Origin of the sequence: Luteibacter yeojuensis, assembly GCF_011742875.1 — a bacterium.
In the GTDB taxonomy this organism is placed as follows: Bacteria; Pseudomonadota; Gammaproteobacteria; order Xanthomonadales; family Rhodanobacteraceae; genus Luteibacter; species Luteibacter yeojuensis.
Map to the genome: position 1 here is coordinate 169445 of NZ_JAAQTL010000003.1, position 19160 is coordinate 188604.

The following is a 19160-nucleotide window of genomic DNA, read 5'->3' on the forward strand; positions in this document are numbered from 1 at the left end:
ATCCCGTAGGAGCCGCTGGAGCGGCTCCTACAACCGAACGCTTGCGCGATCGCCTTTCGTCGTCGACCCTGTAATCCCTCTTTACCGCCCTATCCCCATGGACATCGTCTTCATCGAAGACCTGCGCATCGACGCGGTCATCGGCATCTACGACTGGGAGCGTCGCATCCGGCAGACGTTGTCGTTCGACCTCGAGATGGCCTTCGACAACCGTCGCCCCGCGGCCAGCGACGACATCGCCGACACGCTCAACTACAAGTCGATCTCCAGGCGCCTCCAGGCCTACGTCGAAGGCTCCAGCTTCGGTCTTGTCGAAACGCTCGCCGAACGCTGCGCGGATATCGTGCGCGAGGAATTCGGCGTGGCCTGGGTGCGACTGAAGCTGTCCAAGCCCGGCGCGGTACGCGGCGCGAAGGCGGTCGGCGTGCGCATCGAACGAGGCACGCGCCCGGCATGATCGAACCGCAGCACATCCAGACCTTCCTCGACGAACTCATTCCCTCGCCCGTGTGGCGGCGGGTGGTGCTGGTGGCCGGACTGGTCGTCCTGGCCTGGCTCGTGGATCTGCTCGGTCGCCTCTTCCTGCACCGCGTCGTGCGCGCCGCCACGCGGCACACGCACTGGCGCTGGGACGACGCGCTCTACGAATTCGGGAGTTTCCGCTGGCTGGCACGGATGCTGCCGGGCATCGTCGTGTACTACGGCATCGAATTGCTGCTGCCCGTGAGCGATGGCGTGGGTGCCTTCGTGCGCAACCTCGCCGTGTGCTGGATCATCGTCTGCGTCATCTCGGCCATGGGCCGTGCGCTGCTCGCCTTCGAATCGCTCTACAGCGCGACACCGGCCGGCAAACGCTCCATCAAGGGCATCGTGCAGCTCTTGCAGCTGGCGTTGTGGATCGTGGCGCTGGTGCTGGTGATCACCAAGCTCACCCACCAGAGCCTCGGCCTGCTGCTTTCCGGCATCGGCGCCATGTCGGCGGTCCTGCTGCTGGTATTCAAGGACACGATCCTCGGTTTCGTCGCGGGCATCCAGCTCAGCACCAACGACATGCTGCACGTGGGCGACTGGATCACGATGCCTTCCGCCGGTGTCGACGGCGACGTCATCGACATCACGCTGCATACGGTCAAGGTGCGCAATTTCGACCGCACGATCGTCACCGTGCCGACCTGGAAGCTGATCTCCGAATCGTTCCAGAACTGGCGCGGCATGGCCGAGTCCGGCGGGCGCCGCATCAAGCGCGAGCTGTTCGTGGACGCGGCGTGCGTGCGTTTCCTCGAAGACGAGGAGATCGAACGGTTCGGCCGCGTGCACTTGCTGAAGGCGTACCTCGAACGCAAGCGCGAGGACATCCGGCGCTGGAACGAGGCGCTGGGCGAACCCGGCAAGCTGCCGGTGAACCGGCGCCGGCAGACCAATATCGGCGCGTTCCGCGCTTACGCCGAGGCCTACCTCGCGGCGCATCCCGACGTGCACGAGCGGATGACCCGCATGGTGCGCATGCGCGATCCCGGGGCGCAGGGCATTCCGCTGGAAGTCTATTGCTTCACGAACACGGTGGTCTGGCTCGATTACGAGCGCATCCAGGCCGACATCTTCGATCACCTCATCGCCATCCTCCCCGAGTTCGGTCTGCGTCCGTTCCAGCAGCCGTCGGGCGGCGACGTGCGCGACGTTCTCGCCGGTGTCCGCCCCGCCGTGCCGGAGGGTGCCTGAGGTGGGACGTGCCTACCTGAGTCTCGGTTCCAACATCGACGCCGAGCGTTGGCTCGGCCTCGCCGTCGCCGAACTGCGCGCCCGCTTCGGGGCGCTGGACGTATCGCCCGTGTATCGCAGCGCGGCCGTGGGGTTCGACGGTCCGGATTTCCTCAACCTGGCCGTCGGCCTCGACAGCGACCTGGCGCCCGAAGCGCTCAACGACTGGCTGCATGCGCTGGAGGACCGCCACGGTCGTATCCGCGGCGGCGAGCGCTACGCCAGCCGGACGCTGGATATCGACATCGTCCTCTATGACGACCTCGTGCTGAGCGGCGAGGGCAACCTGCAGATACCGCGCGGCGAACTGCGCCACGCGTTCGTGCTGAAGCCGATGGCCGATATCGCTCCCGGGGTGCGTCATCCGGTCAGCGGAACGACCATGGCGGAACTGTGGTCGGCGTTTCCTGCCGAAACGGAGCCGCTGGGACTGGCCGAGCTGCGGGAGCCGCCATAGCGGCGAGAAGCCCACGAGGCGCTGACCCCACTGAGGCAGGCTCCCTCCCCGCTGTGCGGCTCCTACAGGGCGAGCGGCAGGGAACTGGCGGGGCTCCCGGCAAGATGCTACAACGCCTTCCACATCGGACCACGGGGACACAAGGAAATGGGTAAGTTCGCTCGTAGTTGGGCGCTGATGAAGGCCAGCGCCACCATCCTTCGCCAGGACAAGGAGCTGATGCTCTTTCCGTTGCTGGCCGGCCTGGCATCGCTGGTGGTGGTGGCCACCTTCGCATGGCCGGTATACACGCTGTTCGCCCATCACCACGCGGACTTCGAGGGCCAGCGCCAGCACGTCTCGCCGCTCTTCATGCTGGTGAGCTTCCTGTTCTATTTCGTGCAGTACGGTGTGGTGATCTTCTTCAACGTCGCGCTCGCGTCGGCCGCGCTCATCCGTCTCGACGGCGGCAACCCGACCCTCGGCGACGGCATCCGCACCGCCATGGGCAAGCTGCCGAACATCATCGGTTACGCCCTCATCGCCGCCACGGTGGGCATGATCCTGCGCGCGCTGCAGGAGCGCCTCGGTTTCGTCGGCCGCATCGTGGCCGGCCTGCTCGGCCTCGGCTGGACGGTGGCCACCTTCCTCGTCGTGCCGGTGCTCGCCGCCCAGGACGTGGGTCCGGTCGACGCGGTGAAACGCAGCACCTCGCTGCTGAAGCAGACCTGGGGCGAAAACCTGATCGGCAACGCCGGCATCGGCGTGGCGGGCGGCATCCTCACCTTCTGCCTCATCTTCGTCAGCGGCGTCCTGTTCTTCGCGGCGGCGGCCACGAAGTCGATCGCCCTGATGGTCGCCGTGGGCGTGGTCGCGGTGATCGCGCTCATCGCCCTCAGCCTGTTCCAGACGGCGATGCATGGCGTGTACTCCGCCGCGCTTTACCGTTACGCGGACCAGGGCGATCCGGGCCAGGGCTTCGACCGCGCGCTGCTCGAATCGGCGTTCCGCCAGAAGAACTGATTTACCTGTCTTCGCAGGAACGACGGTTCGTCAGATTGTCAGGGCGCGGCCGCCATCCACGCGTATGACCTGCCCGGTCGTGTAATGCGCATCGAGAAGCAGCCAGCGCACCGCTTCCGCGACATCCTCTGGCTCGCCCTTGCGGGCCAGAGGCGTTTTTGCGATCAGCACTTCGGCGGCTTCTTCCGGCTTTCCCGACGATGGCCAGAGGATGGCGCCGGGAGCGACGGCGTTGACGCGCACTTCGGGCGCCAACTCCTTCGCGAGGGACAAGGTCAGCATCTCGAGCGCGGCTTTCGCCATCGAATACACGGTATGCCCCGCCAGCGGACGTTCCGCGTAGATGTCGACGATGCTGACGATCGCGCCCCGCGCTTCGCGCAGCGCGGGCGCGGCGGCCTGGGCGAGGAAGAAGGGCGCGCGGGCATTGGCCGCGAACAGGTCGTCCCAGTGGGCCGCGGTGGTTTCGCCGATCGGGGTCGGATAGAAGGCCGAGGCGTTGTTGACCAGGCCGTCGAGCCGGCCGAACCGGTTCGTCACCGACTCGACGAGCGGGTGCAGGGCGGCATCGTCCTCGAGCGCGGCGGCAAACGTGGCGACGCTGCCGTCCCGCACGGCGTTGAGTTCCCGCGCGAGCGCATCGGCTTCGGCGCTGGAATGGCGGTAGTGGACGGCGACGGAGCAACCCGCGGCGTGCAGCCGCCGCGCGATGGCTGCACCCACGCGGCGTGCGCCGCCGGTGACGAGGACGACCGGGGAGGGATTCACGACTGGCTCCTTTTCGCGACGCGCACGAGCTTGCCGTAAACGGTGGCCCGCGTCACGTCGCGGGCTTGCGTCTTGCGGCGGTTTTCTTCGCCGCCGGAGCACGCGTGACCGGCTTCTTCGCGGTCTTGCGGGTCGCGGCTTTCTTGGTCATGGCCTTTTTCGCCGCCTTGCGGGCGGAAGCCTTCGGCATCGGCTCGCCGGCATCGGCGCCACCCTTGCCGTTGGCGGCCCGGGACATCCTGGATGCACCGCGCTTTCCCGTCGCCGGAGGCGCGTCGCCGTCGTCGATGTGCACGTCGCCGCTGAAGAGGTCGATGGCGGTCTTCGCCACCTGGCCGGTGTCGTAGTAGGCATAGGCCCCCACGCCCAGCGCACCGACGACCGGCAGCCAGCGCGAGATGCCCTTGCCGACGGCGCGCTTCGACACGCCGACGCCGATCCGGCCGGCGAGGCGTTGCAGGACGCTCGTGGCGGCGGTACGGAACACCAGGCGGTCGCCCACGCGGATGGCCACGTCGCGGAAGGCCTGCGCGGCGGTGTGGCGGAACAGGCACCACAGCATCTGCTCGCGGCCCAGTTTGGCCGTCTTCCCATACGCGGAGGCGATGTCGCTGACCAGCTGGCCCTGGATGCGCCAGATGGCGACCAGTTCGGGCAGCACCGTGAGCCAGCCGAGCGGCCCCGGCGGAAGCGCCAGCGAACCCGCGGTGATCGCGGCCTTGTTCGCGGCGGCGCTGGCCAGGCGGCGGCATTCCTCCGCGGCGCCGCCTTTGCTGGCGCGAGGGATGTCGCTGTCCGGGATGCGGCTGACGAACTCGAGGATCGCCTTCGCCACGGGACTGTCGCCACGGTCGACGGCGACGGGAACGATCTCCTTCGACGTCGGGGCCGGTTCGCGTTTTGTCATCGTCTTCAACTCCGGGTGCGGATGCGCGGGCCATCGTCGCCGCCGGGGCGTGATTCGTCCATGAAGCGCCGGGCGGCCGCCGCGAAAGCGGCATGAAAGCTACGGACCTCACACTTGTTGATACGTTATAACATTTTACGAAGTGAGCCCATGACTCCTGTTCGTCTCGCCTCCTGCATCGCATTGGCCCTCGCGGCCGCCACCGCCCACGCCGGCGACGTCTCCCCGCAAAAAGCCACGAACCTGGGGGCCGTCGACGTCACCGCGAAGCTGGACGAGGCGCGCAACAGCCTTTCGCCGGATACGGGCAGCAGCCAGTACGTGATGGACCGGCAGACCATCCAGGCCCTGCCGCTGGGCGACTCCACGCCGCTGAACCAGGTGATCCTGCAGGCGCCGGGCGTGGTGCAGGATTCTTACGGACAGCTCCATGTGCGCGGCGACCACGCCAACTTGCAGTACCGGATCGACGGCGTGCTCATCCCCGAAAGCATCGGCGGTTTCGGCCAGACGCTGGATGCGCGGATGATCCAGAACGTGAAGCTGCTCACGGGCGCGCTGCCGGCCCAGTACGGCGAGCGCACGGCCGCGATCGTCGACATCGCCACCCGCACGCCGTCGAAGGACGGCCTGGGCGGCAGCGTAGGCATCACCGGCGGGCAGTTCGGCACGGTGAATCCGAACGCGACGCTGTTCGGGCGCAGCGGCGCCTGGAGCTGGTTCCTCACCGCGAACTATCTCGAGAACGATGTCGGTATCGAGAATCCCACGGCCAGCCGCAAACCGATCCACGACCACACGAACCAGGTCAAGGCGTTCGGCGACGTGTCCTACCTGATCGACGACGACACGCGCCTCAGCTTCCTGTTCGGCGCCACGAACAACCGCTTCGAGATTCCAGACAATCCCGGGCAGTCGCCGGAGTTCGGCTACCTGGATGTCACGAACTTCGACTCGGCGCGACTGGACGAACGTCAGCGCGAGAAGACGCGCTTCGGCATCCTCAGCCTGCAGGGCAAGCTCGGCGGCACCGCCTACCAGGTGTCGGCGGGACAGCGCTACAGCGGTCTCGATTTCACACCGGACGATATCGGCGACCTCATGTTCAATGGCGTGGCCTCCAACGTGCGCCGGGCCAATCGCGCGAGCACGTTGCAGGCGGATTTCTCGACGCCGCTGGGCGACAGCCACACCTTGCGCTACGGCCTGTACACCTCGTTCGAACGGGCGACGGCGACCAACGACGCGCTGGTCTTCCCCGCGGACGCCGAAGGCAGGCAGACCTCGACCGTGCCGCTCGACATCGTGGACGCCAGCCGCCTCATCGCCCGCACTTACGCGCTCTATCTCCAGGACGAATGGAGTATCGGCGAGAAATGGACGGTGAACTACGGCGCGCGTGCCGATCGTTACGATGCCTTCCGCCCGGAAAGCCAGCTGAGCCCGCGGGTGGGCGTGGTCTACCAGCCTGACGACGGCACCACGATCCACGCGGGCTACTCGCGCTATTTCACGCCGCCGGCATCGGAAATGATCAGCCCGACCTCGATCGCCAAGTTCCAAGGCACCACCAATGCCTTGCCGAACGACGGCAACGACACGCCGCTGGCCGAGCGCTCCAGCTATTACGACATCGGCATCTCGCAGAAGCTCGGTAACGCATGGACGGTGGGGCTCGACAGCTACTATCGCCACGTGTCGCGCATCCAGGACGAAGGCCAGTTCGGCACGGCGCTGGTCTATTCCACCTTCAACTACGACCAGGGCAAGGTGAAAGGCGACGAATTCACGTTGAACTACGACGGTGGCGCACTGACCGCCTATTTCAACTTCGCGTACAACCGTTCGGTGGGCAAGCGCATCATCACCGGCCAGTACAACTTCGATCCGGACGACCTGGCCTATATCCACGACCACTTCATCCACCTGGATCACGACCAGAAATACACCTCGTCGGGCGGCATCAGCTACGCCATCGACGATGCGACGCGCGTCGGCGCGGATTATCTGTTCGGCTCCGGCCTGCGCCGGGACGGCCTGGTACCCAATGGCGACACGATGCCCGGCTACTTCCAGTTGAACCTCAGCGTGTCGCACGACTTCCACCTGATGCCGGAAGGCGCCACCCACGCGCAGCTGGCACTGGTGAACGCGCTCGACCGCACCTACGAGATCCGCGACGGCTCGGGCATCGGCGTGGGTGCACCCCAGTTCGGACCCCGCCGGGGTGTGTTCCTGTCCCTCCAGCAGGATTTCTGACCGCCCACCCAGACAGGCGTACGGGGAAGAAGCGGCTTGACCCCGCGGGCGGCGCTATCCGTTATCCTGCGTGTTCGATCCCGACCACGCACGGCATGAACGCGAAACTCCCCGAACCCGCCGCCGAAGAGCGCGCTCACTCCGATCATCTCGCCGGACTGCTGCGCGAGGAGATCGCCGCGCACGGGCCGATACCGTTCTCCCGCTTCATGGAACGCTGCCTTTATACCCCCGGCCTCGGCTACTACAGCGCGGGGAAGGCCAAGTTCGGTGCCGAGGGAGATTTCGTCACGGCGCCCGAACTGGGTACGCTGTTCGCCCGTTGCGTGGCGCGTGCCTTCGAGCCGGTGCTGGCGTCGCTGGGGCCGGATGCGGATTTCCTCGAACTCGGCGGCGGCACCGGTGCCTTTGCCGAAGCCGCGCTGCTGGCGCTGGATGCCGCGGGCAGGGCACCGCGCCGCTTCATGATCCTGGAGCCGAGCGCCGATTTGCGCGAGCGTCAGCGCGAACGCCTGCGCGCGGCCTTGCCTGCGGAACTGTTCGCGCGCATGGTGTGGCTCGACGGCCCGCTGGAAACCGAATGGGATGGCGTGCTGTTCGCCAACGAGGTGATCGACGCGCTGCCGACCACGCGCTTCACGACGCGCGACGGTGAAGTCTACGAGGAATACGTGATCCTCGATGGCGAGGGACGCTTCGCGCGCAGCGATCGTCCCGCCGATACCCTGGTGGGCGGCGCCGTGCGCCATGTCGAACGCGACCTGGGCCGGGACTTCGAGGCGGGTTACCGCAGCGAGATCCTGCCGCAGCTGCCGTACTGGATGCAGGCCGTGGCCGGCACCTTGCGCCGCGGCGCGATGATCTTCGCCGACTACGGCTACACGCGCGGCGAGTTCTACCTGCCGGAACGCACCGACGGCACGCTGCGCGCCTTCTACCGGCATCGTACGCACGGGGACGCTCTCCGTCTCCCCGGTCTGCAGGACCTCACCGCCTCGGTGGACTTCACCGCGCTGGCGGAAGCGGGTAACAGCGCGGGCTTCGGCGTGGCCGCGTACATGCCGCAGGCGCAGTTCCTGCTCGCCACCGGCATGCAGGAATTCTTCGAGAAGGACTACCTCGAACGCGAGGACGAAGCGGCACGCTATCGCCTTGCGCAGGAAGTGAAGAAGCTGACCCTTCCCGAGCAGATGGGCGAGCGCTTCCAGGTCATGATGTTCGCCAAGGGCATCGACCCGGCGGCACTGCCGGCGGACGTCATGGCGGCCGACCAGGGCTCGCGCCTGTAAAGCACGTCCCTGTAGGGACAACCGTCTTGTGCGAGCCTGCTCTTCTTTCTGTAGGAGGCGCTATAGCGGCGAGAAGCCAACGGAGCGACGAAGCCGTGAGACAGCTTATCCCCGCCGCTATGGCGGCTCCTACAGCGCCGCGCGCGGCACGCCGGCGATGGCGTTCACCTGCGCCTTCTTCATGGCCTCGCCGATCGCCGGCCCCGTCAGACCCTTCGCCACGAACGGCTGCGACGTGATCGACGCGGCGGCCTCGCGGCATGCCCGCAGGAAATCCGCCTGCGGATAAGCCGCGTCCTCGCCGCCCAGGCGCCCGCGCTTGTCGGCCATGCACGCGAGCAGGAAGGTTTCCAGCCGCGCGGGACGGCGCAGCGAGCCTAGGCCTTCGAGCAGGCGGAAGATGGTCGCGGGTTTCAGCTCGAGCGCCATATGGGCGTTGAGATGGTGTTTGCACACCATCTCCGCCATGAACGCGTATTCCGCCGGCACCTTCAATCGCGCCGAGATGGCCCGCACCGGTTCGATGCCGCGTTGCTCGTGCATGATGTGCCGGGGCAGCACGTCGGCCGGTGTCAGCGCCTTGCCGAGGTCGTGGGTGAGCGCGCACCAACCGACCAGCGCGTCGCCGGGAGCGAGCCTGGCGGCGGCATCGAGGACCAGCTCCATGTGGATGCCGGTGTCGACCTCGGGGTGGAATTCCGGGCGCTGCGGCACGCCGTAGAGCGCGTCGACCTCGGGGAACAGGACGCGCAGCGCGCCGCTCTCGCGCAGCACGCGGAGAAAGGCCGACGGCATCGGTTCCGAAAGTGCCTTGCGCGTTTCCGCCCATACCCGCTCGGGTACGAGGTGATCGACCTCGCCGTCGTCCACCATGCGTCGCATGAGCGTCATCGTTTCGTCCGCCACGGTGAAGCCGAGCGGCGCGTAGCGCGCGGCGAAGCGGGCGACGCGAAGCAGCCGCACGGGATCTTCGGCGAAGGCGGCGGACACATGCCGCAGCGTGCGCGTGCCGATATCGCTCACGCCGCCGAAAGGATCGACGAGCGTTCCGTCCTCCCGCTCCGCGATGGCGTTGATGGTGAGGTCGCGCCGCTCGAGGTCCTGCTCCACGGTGACCGAGGGGTCGGCGTGGAACGCGAAGCCGTGGTAGCCGCGGCCCGTCTTGCGCTCGGTACGCGCGAGTGCGTATTCCTCCTTGGTCTGCCCGTGCAGGAAGACCGGGAAGTCCTTGCCCACCGGGCGGTAGCCTGCGGCGAGCATGTCTTCGGGTGTGGCGCCCACCACCACCCAGTCGCGGTCGGTCACGGGGCGGCCGAGCAGCTTGTCGCGGACGGCGCCGCCGACGAGGTAGATGTCCATGCGTCGGTTCAGGGGCGCCGCCGCGAGCGCGCTTCGTCGAGGCGCCGCTGGCGCACGGAAGGGCCGAGGAGGCGGGGTAGCCAGGCGGAGAGACGCTGTGGATGGATGCCAAGCTGGGCGAGGCCGTCGACCTCGCCCACCGAGTCCGTCAGCAACGAGCGGAAGTTGTCCGGGGTGAACGGCTTGCCCGGTGCGAACTGCGCGACCAGGGCCTGCAGGCGGCCGAGTGCGTCGGGCATGGGCAGCACGGCGCGGTGGCGCCCGCGCGCATCGCGGATGGCCCGCACGATGTCGATCAACGTCCAGGTCTCCGGTCCATACAGTTCGTAGGTGCGCAGCACGGACGACGGATCGGCGACGGCACGCGCGATCGCCTCCGCGACATCGCCGACGTAGACCGGCGCCATCTTCGCCCGCGGGCGCGGGAGCGGCACGATGGGCGCGATGCCCAGCAGGCCGTCGAACCGCGAGACGAGGCCGTCGCCGGGGCCGAAGATCGTGCTCGCTTCATAGATGGTCCAGTCCAGCGTAGAGGCTTTCACCAAGGCTTCCGCCTCGCCGCGCGAGCGCAGGTAGGCGGACGTTCCCTGACCGGCCTTCAGCGAACTCATGAGGTGCAGGCGATGCACACCGGTGTCGCGGCAGGCCTCCACGACGAGGCGCACGAGGTCGACGTGCACGCGCTGGAAGGTATGCCGGCCGCTTTCGTTGAGGATGCCCACGAGGTGGACGACGGCGTCTGCGCCCGCGATGTGCCGGCGCAGCGTCGGGGGGTCGTACACGTCGGCGCTGACGACGGTGACGTTACGGCCGACGGTACTCTGCCGATGCGCTTCGCGGTTGCGCGAAAGCAGCAGCAGGCGGTGCCCGTCGGCGGCCAGCCGGGGCACGAGGGTTCCCCCGAGGAATCCGGTGCCGCCGAGGATGACGATGCGCATGGCGTTCATGTGAGCAGCGTAGGCCGCTTCCGCGCTGCCGCCAAGCGGGTCACTGCCTGGGTTCCTGTGCGGCCGGTGCGGACGACGCCTCGGCCGGCTCGGGCTCCATGACGGCAGGCGGCGTGGGCGGCGCTGGCTTCGCCACCGCAGGCGCCGGACAGGTCACCGGCTTGCGCACCGCGCCGTTGCCCGGCAAGGCGTAGGTGCTGCCGAAAGGGGTCATGCGACTGGCGATGGAGAGCGCGTTGCCCGTGAGGCGCCAGTCGTAGATGACGGCGAAAGCCATCACGCGGGCGACGTATTCGCGGGTTTCCTTGTAAGGGATGCTGGCGACGAAGAGGTCGGGCTCCAGCGTGCCGCGCGCTTCCACCCACTGGTCGACCCTGTTCGGCCCGGCGTTGTAGGCTGCGCTGGCGAGCCAGGGGGCGCCGTTGTAACGGGCGGCCATCTGCGCGAGGTAGCGCGTACCGAGGACGATGTTGGTCGCCGGCTCGTAAAGGCTTCCGCCGCCGGCCCACGCCAGGCCATTGCGTTTCGCCACCAGTGCCGCCGTGCCCGGCAGGAGCTGCATGAGCCCGCGCGCGTCGGCGGCCGACCGCGCATCGCTCATCCACGCGCTCTCCGCACGGATGATCGCGTAGGCCCACGGTGCCTCGATGCCGGCCTGGCTCGACTGTTCGACGACGCCATCCTGGCGCGCGAGCGGAAAGCGCTGCTCGTAGAGGCGCAGCGCGTCGCCGGACGACAGTCCGAACACGGCGCGGTCGTACCAGCCCTTGCGGAAGGCGAGATCGGCGGCGAGGCGCTTCGTATCCGCGTCCCGACCGGCGAGCGCCGCCGTCCATTCGCGCCGCGCGAGCTTCTGCAGGCCCACGGCGTACAGTTCGAAGGCGCGGTCCAGGCCGGGGTCCGAAAGCAGCGCCGCTTCCCGGGCTTCGTCGGTCGCCATGGTCGAGGGGCAGATGGCGTAGGCGGCGTCGATCCGGTCGGCTGCGAGGAAGCCGAAGTACGTGGCCTCCTGGGCGACCGCGCGATAAAGAGCCTGTGCCTCGGCCTGCCGCCCCAGTTTCGCGAGGACGAGCGCATGGAAGTAACGCCATTCGCCGTCGTCCTTCTGCGATTCGCCGAGCGCTTCGATCGCCGTCAGGGCCGCCTTCCAGTCCTGCCGGGCGAGCGCCACGCGCACGCGCCATTCGCGGGTGGCGTCGGTCTGCGCCCCGGGCGGAAGGGCGGCGAGGCGCTCCAGGGCCGACTCGTCGAAGTCGGTGGCGTGGAACAGCGCCAGCGCATTTTCCACGGCGTCGCGCTGCTGTTCGGTAAGGGTGAAGCGCGAGCGCAGCGACTGCCATGCGGCGTCGGCGGCAGTGGATTGCCTGCGCGCCATGCGTTGCAGCGCCAGGGTCAGCGCCTGCCGGTGGCGGGGCGTGTCCGGCCAGTCGGAGGCGTCGCGCAGGGCGCCTGCGGGGTCGTTCAATGCCTGTCCGATGCGCTGTGCGGCGGGGGCGTCCGTCGGCGGCAGCCACGGCGCCAGCGATGCGACGGTGCCGCCCCTGCCGGCGCTGGCGGCCACGTCGATGCGCGACCACAGGCGATCGGCCGTGAGCAGCCCCTGGTCGTGCGCGGCGGCGATGACGGGATCGCAGGCGTTGGGCAGGCTCGGCTTCTTCCACAAGGCCGCCATGTCGCTCTCGAAAACCAGCGGTTCGTTGCGCGCGAGCTTCGCCTGCAATGCGAAACAGCTCAAATTGTCGCCCAACCCCGGCTGGTACATGGCGCTGAACGTCGTCCAGTCCTTGCGCCGGGCGAGCTCGCCGAGGAAATCGCGACGCAGGTCGGCGGCGGGAATCAGCCCAGGGTAACGCGCGAGGTAGGCGTCCGCGCGCGCGCGGTCGAGGGTGCGCAGGTCGTGTTCCAGCGCCGCCGCTTCCAGGTAGGGAAAGAGCACGTAGCTCTCCAGCCCCTTCGCCTCCGCGCGCCACGTGTCGCCGCCCTGCTGCTGCGCCGTGGCGTAGGCCTGGCGGAAGCGGGCGCGCTCGGCATCCGTTCCCGCGGCTGTCGCGGCCGTGGCCGCAACGAGGCCGCAGATGGCGAGGGCGAGGGTGGCGAGGGCGCGTCGAGCCATCATCGGTCTTCCTTACGTGAGACGTATCCGGCAATTGTAGGGAATACCGTGCGCAGGCCGGATGAATGGCCCGCACGACGGCATTCGCCCTTGTGCGCGGGGCCCGCTAAGCTTGCAGCGCTCACTTTACGCACCCGACTGGAACGGCATGACGCCCCACACCTCCTATGCGCGGCTTGCGCGCCCGCTCGCATGGATCGTCCTCGTCCTCGCCGCTGCCTTCGGCGCGGCGTACTGGTGGCTGCTGGGCCGTCCGGTGGACCTGCCGGATTCGCCCACGGCGAAGATCGCCTGCGTCTCCTACGCACCCTTTCGCTTCGACGGTGAAACCCCGTTCGACCCGCATGCATTCGTGTCGCCGGAGCGGATCGACGCCGACCTCAAGGACCTTTCCACCCGCTTCGATTGCGTGCGCACGTACTCGATGAGCCAGGGCCTTGGCGCCGTGCCGGAGATCGCCGGCCGTTACGGCATGAAGGTGCTGATGGGCGTCTGGTTGGGCCGCGACCTGGCCGCCAACGAGCGCGAGATGGAACAGGCCCTCTCGGCCGCGAAGCGCGATGCGCGCAACCTGCGCGGCATCGTCGTCGGCAACGAGGTGCTCCTGCGCCGCGAACTGAGCGAGAAGGCCCTCGCCGGCTACATCGAACGCATGAACGCGGCGACCGACGTCCCGGTCACCTATGCCGATGTGTGGGAGTTCTGGCAGCAGCACCCGGCCCTGGCCAAGGTCACGGACTACGTCACGATCCATATCCTGCCTTACTGGGAAGACGAACCCGTGGCGCCGCAGAAGGCGATCCGTCACGTCGCCGACGTCTACCAGCGCATGAAAGCCGAATTTCCCGGCAAGCAGGTGATGATCGGCGAGACGGGCTGGCCCAGCGAAGGGCGCACGCGCCGCGACGCGAGCGCCAGCCTGGTGAACGAAGCGCGCTACCTGCGCGAATTCCTCAACTACGCCGCCACCGTCGACATGCCGTACAACGTGATCGAGGCATTCGACCAGCCCTGGAAGCGCGACCTCGAAGGCACGGTCGGCGGATTCTGGGGCATCTTCGACGTGCAGGGCCGGCCCAAGTTCGCGATGAGCGGACCAGTGGTCGAAGAGCCTCGCTGGACGTGGGCCATCGGGGCCGGCGGTATCGGCGCGGTGCTCTTCCTCGCGGGCGGCATCCTCCGGCGCCGCTGGCATGGCGTCGGGGGCGCGGTCTCGCTGGCGCTGTCCGGCTTCGCCACGGGCACCGCACTCGCGGCGCATGCGCGCCTGCTGGTCTTCGCCTGCCGCGATGCGCTCGAGTGGACCGTCGGTATCGCGGCAGGCGCCGTGGCCGCCGTGACGGCATTCACGCTGGCCCGCGCGATCGCCGCGCGTCTCGCGGCGCCGATGAATTCCGCCGACATCGCGCCGCCGCCAGCCCAGCGGCAGTTCTGGGGCATCGCCTGGACCGACGCATTTACGCCGCAGCGCTTCCTCTGGATGTTCGTCCTCGCGCTGTACGGCATCCTCATGGTCTTCAACGGACGCTACCGCGATTTCCCGATCGGGCTGTTCGCCGTGCCGTCCATCGGCTTCCTCATGCTCGCCATGCTGCGCACGCGCGAACGCCCATCGATGCCGCTCCTGGAGGAGCGCCTGCTGGCGATCTGGCTCGTGATGCTGGGCGCCGCGGTGGTGGCGCAGGAACTCGGCGCCAACGCGGTCGCATGGGGCTGGCTGGCGCTCAACCTCGCCCTGGCCCTGCCGGTGCTGCTGGCGTGGCGCAAGGCGGCGACATAGCTTTCCCACCATACTGCACGCGCACGAGGCGAAGCGTGCCGATCAGGACGGCCAGTGCGCCGCCTTCGTAGCAATACAGCTGCAGCGCGATCGCGCCGAGGCACACGGCGAGCGCGGCGGCAAAGGTATGCCGCCAGAACACCGCAAGCAACGCTGCCAGCACAGCCGCGTAGCCGTAAGCGTTATGGAGGAAGCCCTGCACGACGGCCTCGCGCACGCCGCACCACCATGGGCCGCCTTGAGCCTCGCACGCATGCGCCATCGGCGGCGGTTCGATGAAGGCATAACGCGTGAGCGCGGCCACGGCGGCGACGGCGACGATGACGGCCCAGGGCAGGGCGGTGCGGACGACGGATTTCATATCGGTATACCTATTCCATGGTGGCCGCGCCGGCGGCCTGCGCGAGCGACAGCGGGAGGCGGATCTCCGCTGCCAGGGGCAGATGATCGGAGAAGGCGCGGGGCAAGGTCCACGTCCTGTCGAGCTTGATGTCGGTGGACGTGAGGATGTGGTCCAGCGCGCGTCGCGGTTTCCAGCTCGGGAAGGTCGGTGTCGCCACCGTGGGCGGCTCCAGGGACGTCCTGTCGAAGAGGTGGCGCATCTCCGCGCTGGCAGGCTCGGTGTTGAGGTCGCCCATCAGCACGGCGTGCGGATACGGCGCGAGCAGTTCGGCGATGAAGGCAAGCTGGCCCATGCGCGCGGCGGCGCCCAGGGACAGGTGGGCGATCACGACCACCAGTGCCTCCGTGCCTTCGCCGAAACGGACGAACAGCGCGCCGCGGCCCTTGATCCGGCCGGGCAACGGATAGTCGATGACTTCGCTGGGTTCGATACGGCTCAGCAGGCCGTTGGCAGAGTGCGCCACCCGCGCCATCGGCCGGTTGGGCTGGTGGCTCCAGAACGGCATGCCCGCGGCCTCGGCGATGTAGCGGGTCTGGTTGAGGAAACCGGAGCGCAGGCTTCCGGCATCCGCTTCCTGCAGGCCGACCACGTCGAACTCGTGGAGCAGTTCGGCCAGGGAGTCGAGGTTCGCGAGTTTCGACCGGCCGGGCAGCACCGCGTTGACGCTGCGGGTCAGGTAATCGCTGTAACGCTGGACGCTCGCGCCGGCGAGGATGTTGCAGCTCAGGAGGCGCAGCGTGCGCTCCGGAGCGGTCGAAGTGATCGGCGTGGCGCGGGTCATGAGTGCTGCATCGGTCTCGGCTGGCCTCTGAGGGCCAGAGGATGCCCCCCGTCACGTGAACGGAGGGCATCGATGGGCTTACTTGTGGCCGCCCTTCAGTTCGCGGTCCACGAGGTATTTCGTGACATCGTTGAGCTGGTCGAAGTCCTTGATGTCCTTGCTGCGGTACTTGCCGTCGACCACCACGGTGGGCGTGCCTTCGACGCCCCAGGCCTGGATCAGCTTCGTATCGCTTTCGATCTGCTTCTTGACCTCGGGGCCCCGTGCCGTCGCCATGAACTTCGCGCTGTCGATGCCGTAGTGCTGTTTGTACCAGGCGGCCATTTCCTCGAGCGCGTTGAGCGGCATGTGCTGGTTCCATTTGGCGTCGAACAGCTCGCCGGTGGACTTGTCAGGCGCGCCGAGCTCCTTCGCCGCGTAATAGGCCTGGGCGAACGGCAGCCATGCGTCGTTGAATGCCGCCGGCACGCGGTGGAACGCGACGCCCTTCGGCAGTTCCTTCTGCAAGGCCTCGACCTTGGGCTCGTAATGCGCGCAGTGGATGCAGCCGAACGAGAAGACCTCGACCACCTCGACCTTGCCCTTGCCGTCGAGGCGCTTCGGCGTGGCGATGGAGGCGTACTCGGCGCCGTCGGTAAAGCTGGGCGCGGCGCCTTCGGCGGGGCGGGCGCTGCATGCGGCGGTCAGCGCGAGGCCGACGAAGAGGAGCGAAAGGCGCTTGAACATGGAGGTCTCCGGACTAGGGGCGAATCGCGGTCACTTGCCCGCGGCTTCCTTGGTGACGAGCCACTGGGTGAGCTCCACCGCCTGCGGGTAGCCGCCGGCGGTGATCGGGGTGAGACGGTACTTGCCGTTCACGACGATCGTGGGCGTGCTATCGACCTCGTAGGCGCGGATCAGTTCATCGGCGCGCTTCATCTTGGTGTTGATGGTGAAAGAGTTGGCCGTCGCCACGAATTCTTCCGGCTTCACGCCGAATTTCGCGTAGAACTTGGCGACATCGTCGATGGTCGGCCAGGCGGAAGGCGCCTTCGGCTTGCCCGCCTTCTGGTCCATGATGCCCAGTTCGCCGCTCTTGAACACCGCGTCGAACATCGCGTCGTGGCTCTTCCCGTCCACGCCGAAGGCCTGGGCCGTGAGGTAGGCGCGCTGCAGCAGCGGCCAGTTCTCGTCGGGGCGGAACGAGGCCGGTGTGTAGGTCATGACCGTGCCCCTGGGCAGGTCCTTCGCCAGCTGGTCGACGATGCCGTGGAACTGGAAGCATGCCGGGCAGCCGTACGAGAACACCTCGGTGACCTCGATCTTGCCCGGGGTGCTCGTCGGCTGGGCCGGATCGATACGGAAGTAATGCTTGCCTTCCACCCACTTGCCCTCGTCGACGAACGGCTTCGGCGGCGGGCGGTTGTCGGCGGCATCGGCGGCGGCCGGGGCAGGCGGCGTGGCGTCGGTGGCCGGCGTGGTCGTGGCCGCGGTCGAAGCGGCGGCGGGCGCGGGGGCCGTCGTCGCCGGCGCGGCCGGCGTGGTGGCCGGAGCGGTGCTGGCGGCCGCGGCCGGGGCGCTGGCGGCGGTGTCGTTGTTGCCGCCGCTGCAGGCGGCGAGGCCGATCAGGGCCACGCAGAGGAGGGGAAGGCGCATACGCATGGGGATCCTTTTCTTACCTTCTTAAACAGGAACGGGCCCAAAGGCCCGTTCGGAGTACCCCTAACTTTAACGCGTCAGGGCGTCGCCGGCGTGGCAGCGGCCGGTTCGTTCGTATGCAGGCCCTCGAGATAGCTGGCCACCGCGGCGATGTCCTTCTCGTCGAGCTTCTGCGCGATGCCGGCCATGATCCTGGCGTGGGCGTCGTCGCTCTGCGCGCCGTTGTCGTGCCATGCCTTCAGGCGGGCCTCGACGTATTTGGCGTGCTGGCTGCCGATCTGGGGGTAATGCGCGCCCGGGTTGCCGCGGCCGTCCGGCCCGTGGCAGGCCATGCAGGCGGGGATGCCGCGGTCGACATCGCCCTGGCGATAGATCGTCTGGCCCTGCTCGACGAGCGCCTGGTCGGCAACGCCCGGGAGCGAGGCCTTGGTGGCGAAATAAGCGCCGATGTCGTGCATGTCCTGCTCGGAGAGCGGCTGCGCGAAACCCACCATGATGGGATTCATGCGCTTGCCCGACTTGAATGCGGCGAGCTGAGCGGCGATGTACTGCTCGCTCTGCCCGGCGAGGCGCGGGTACTGGGCGTCGGTGGAATTGCCATCCATGCCGTGGCAGGCGCCGCACACGGCGGCCTTGCCCTGTCCGGTGGTGGCGTCGCCGGGCTTCAGCGCCGCGGTGGCTTCGGCACCGGCGGGCGCGGCGGCCTGCGGCATACCCGGCGTGGCCGGATCGGTCGCGGGATTCGCGCCGGGTTTCGCGGCGGCGGTGGCGGCCGTAGCGGGCGCGGAGGCCGGCTTGGCGGGGGCGGCGGTCTGGGCCGCGGCTGCATTCATGACGAGCAACGCGGTGATGGCAGCGGCGGCGTGCCGAAACTTCATAAGTCTCTCCAAAGGGGAACCTTCCGGACCGTGGGCGCGCTCCCTGCCGCGCCTCAACCAAAAGATTATGGCGGGCGCGGGAGAGCCCGGTCAAACCACGCGGCGCGCGCGGCGCGACCCGATCGCCTACACTTCCGGATCTTCGATTTCCTCGCCCCCGTATCCATGTCTTCCAATCCCCTCAACGGCGCGCGCTTCGTCCTGGCCGCCCATGAAATCACCCAGCTCCCCTACGACCAGGGTGCGGAGGTGGCTTTCGCCGGGCGGTCCAACGCAGGCAAGTCCAGCGCGTTGAACGCGCTCACCGGGCACAACGGCCTGGCGCGCACCTCCAAGACGCCCGGGCGCACGCAGCTGATGGTGGTCTTCGACCTGCCGCCGTTGAAGGGGGAGGGGGCGACGCCCATCGACACCCGCCTGGTCGACCTGCCCGGTTACGGGTACGCCAAGGTGCCCGAGGCGATGCGGCAGCACTGGCGCGGCGAGATCGACGCTTATCTCAAGATGCGCCGCAGCCTGCGCGGCATCGTGCTCATCGTGGACATCCGCCACGAACTGAAGGACTTCGATCGCACGATGCTGGAATTCTGCGCGGCCACGGAGCTGCCCTGCCATGTGCTGATGACCAAGGCGGACAAGGTTTCGCGGGGCCAGGCCTCGGCGGCGCTCGAAGCGCTTCGCAAGGATTTTCGAAAGAACGGCGTGCCCGGCACGGCGCAGATCTTTTCCTCCACGGCGAAAACCGGTGTGGAAGAGGCGCGCGCCCGGATCCTGGAACTGCTGGCGACACCGCGGCCGCACGAATTGTAACGGGCGAGAGC

The 19160-nt window shown here is 68.2% G+C and carries 18 protein-coding genes; 8 read left to right on the forward strand and 10 right to left on the reverse strand.

What is annotated here, in order from left to right; genetic code table 11:
- Positions 1-97: 97 nt before the first annotated feature.
- The 4 genes from folB to HBF32_RS18335 all read left to right on the forward strand — a co-directional run bounded on the left by folB (position 98) and on the right by HBF32_RS18335 (position 3217).
- Positions 98-457, forward strand: coding sequence for a dihydroneopterin aldolase (gene folB / locus HBF32_RS18320; RefSeq protein ID WP_166701239.1), 360 nt, complete (start codon positions 98-100; stop codon positions 455-457).
- Complete coding sequence (locus tag HBF32_RS18325) at positions 454-1719, forward strand: mechanosensitive ion channel family protein (protein WP_166701240.1); 1266 nt, start codon at positions 454-456, stop codon at positions 1717-1719. The genes folB and HBF32_RS18325 overlap by 4 nt, the downstream gene beginning before the upstream one ends.
- A gap of 1 nt (position 1720) precedes the next feature.
- Positions 1721-2215: a 2-amino-4-hydroxy-6-hydroxymethyldihydropteridine diphosphokinase gene (folK, locus tag HBF32_RS18330; protein WP_166701241.1), complete on the forward strand. Its 495-nt coding sequence runs from the start codon at positions 1721-1723 to the stop codon at positions 2213-2215.
- A 147-nt stretch (positions 2216-2362) separates the two neighbouring features.
- On the forward strand, positions 2363-3217 hold the full coding sequence (locus HBF32_RS18335) for a DUF6159 family protein (protein ID WP_166701242.1): 855 nt from the start codon (positions 2363-2365) through the stop codon (positions 3215-3217).
- A gap of 30 nt (positions 3218-3247) precedes the next feature.
- On the opposite strand, the gene HBF32_RS18340 is transcribed toward HBF32_RS18335, so the two are convergent.
- Together HBF32_RS18340 and HBF32_RS18345 are read right to left on the reverse strand one after the other, a co-directional pair.
- The gene (locus tag HBF32_RS18340; RefSeq protein WP_166701243.1) at positions 3248-3985 is read right to left on the reverse strand and encodes a pteridine reductase; all 738 of its coding nucleotides are present in this window, start codon (positions 3983-3985) and stop codon (positions 3248-3250) included.
- Positions 3986-4037: 52 nt separating this feature from the next.
- Positions 4038-4892: an EcsC family protein gene (locus tag HBF32_RS18345; RefSeq protein ID WP_240148072.1), complete on the reverse strand. Its 855-nt coding sequence runs from the start codon at positions 4890-4892 to the stop codon at positions 4038-4040.
- Between the two features lie 150 nt (positions 4893-5042).
- Here HBF32_RS18345 and HBF32_RS18350 point away from each other — a divergent pair, with 150 nt between their 5' ends.
- Together HBF32_RS18350 and HBF32_RS18355 are read left to right on the forward strand one after the other, a co-directional pair.
- Positions 5043-7151, forward strand: coding sequence for a TonB-dependent receptor (locus HBF32_RS18350; protein ID WP_166701244.1), 2109 nt, complete (start codon positions 5043-5045; stop codon positions 7149-7151).
- A 95-nt stretch (positions 7152-7246) separates the two neighbouring features.
- A complete protein-coding gene (locus HBF32_RS18355) occupies positions 7247-8440 on the forward strand; it encodes a class I SAM-dependent methyltransferase (RefSeq protein WP_166701245.1) in 1194 nt (397 codons plus the stop codon).
- A 129-nt stretch (positions 8441-8569) separates the two neighbouring features.
- Here the strand turns inward: HBF32_RS18355 and HBF32_RS18360 are convergent, their stop codons facing one another.
- From HBF32_RS18360 to HBF32_RS18370, 3 genes are read right to left on the reverse strand one after another with little or no spacing between them, the layout of a single operon-like run.
- On the reverse strand, positions 8570-9799 hold the full coding sequence (locus HBF32_RS18360) for a multifunctional CCA addition/repair protein (protein ID WP_166701246.1): 1230 nt from the start codon (positions 9797-9799) through the stop codon (positions 8570-8572).
- Positions 9800-9807: 8 nt separating this feature from the next.
- A complete protein-coding gene (locus HBF32_RS18365; protein WP_166701247.1) occupies positions 9808-10746 on the reverse strand; it encodes a complex I NDUFA9 subunit family protein in 939 nt (312 codons plus the stop codon).
- Between the two features lie 40 nt (positions 10747-10786).
- The gene (locus HBF32_RS18370; RefSeq protein ID WP_166701248.1) at positions 10787-12862 is read right to left on the reverse strand and encodes a transglycosylase SLT domain-containing protein; all 2076 of its coding nucleotides are present in this window, start codon (positions 12860-12862) and stop codon (positions 10787-10789) included.
- Positions 12863-13007: 145 nt separating this feature from the next.
- Between HBF32_RS18370 and HBF32_RS18375 the strand changes: the two genes are divergently transcribed.
- On the forward strand, positions 13008-14639 hold the full coding sequence (locus tag HBF32_RS18375) for a glycoside hydrolase family 17 protein (protein WP_166701249.1): 1632 nt from the start codon (positions 13008-13010) through the stop codon (positions 14637-14639).
- Here HBF32_RS18375 and HBF32_RS18380 read toward each other — a convergent pair.
- The 5 genes from HBF32_RS18380 to HBF32_RS18400 form a co-directional block, all read right to left on the reverse strand.
- A complete protein-coding gene (locus tag HBF32_RS18380; protein ID WP_166701250.1) occupies positions 14584-15000 on the reverse strand; it encodes a hypothetical protein in 417 nt (138 codons plus the stop codon). The two genes, HBF32_RS18375 and HBF32_RS18380, sit on opposite strands and share 56 nt — an antisense overlap.
- Before the next feature lie 10 nt (positions 15001-15010).
- Positions 15011-15823 carry an endonuclease/exonuclease/phosphatase family protein gene (locus HBF32_RS18385; RefSeq protein ID WP_166701251.1) on the reverse strand — a complete coding sequence of 271 codons (813 nt, stop codon included), beginning with the start codon at positions 15821-15823 and terminating at the stop codon, positions 15011-15013.
- A gap of 78 nt (positions 15824-15901) precedes the next feature.
- Positions 15902-16549, reverse strand: coding sequence for a thiol:disulfide interchange protein DsbA/DsbL (locus HBF32_RS18390; RefSeq protein WP_166701252.1), 648 nt, complete (start codon positions 16547-16549; stop codon positions 15902-15904).
- Positions 16550-16579: 30 nt separating this feature from the next.
- On the reverse strand, positions 16580-17458 hold the full coding sequence (locus tag HBF32_RS18395) for a thiol:disulfide interchange protein DsbA/DsbL (RefSeq protein ID WP_240148060.1): 879 nt from the start codon (positions 17456-17458) through the stop codon (positions 16580-16582).
- An 80-nt stretch (positions 17459-17538) separates the two neighbouring features.
- Positions 17539-18294, reverse strand: coding sequence for a c-type cytochrome (locus HBF32_RS18400; protein ID WP_425482256.1), 756 nt, complete (start codon positions 18292-18294; stop codon positions 17539-17541).
- 210 nt (positions 18295-18504) lie between these two features.
- On the opposite strand from HBF32_RS18400, the gene yihA reads away from it, so the two are divergent.
- Positions 18505-19149 carry a ribosome biogenesis GTP-binding protein YihA/YsxC gene (yihA, locus tag HBF32_RS18405; protein WP_166701255.1) on the forward strand — a complete coding sequence of 215 codons (645 nt, stop codon included), beginning with the start codon at positions 18505-18507 and terminating at the stop codon, positions 19147-19149.
- Positions 19150-19160: the final 11 nt, after the last annotated feature.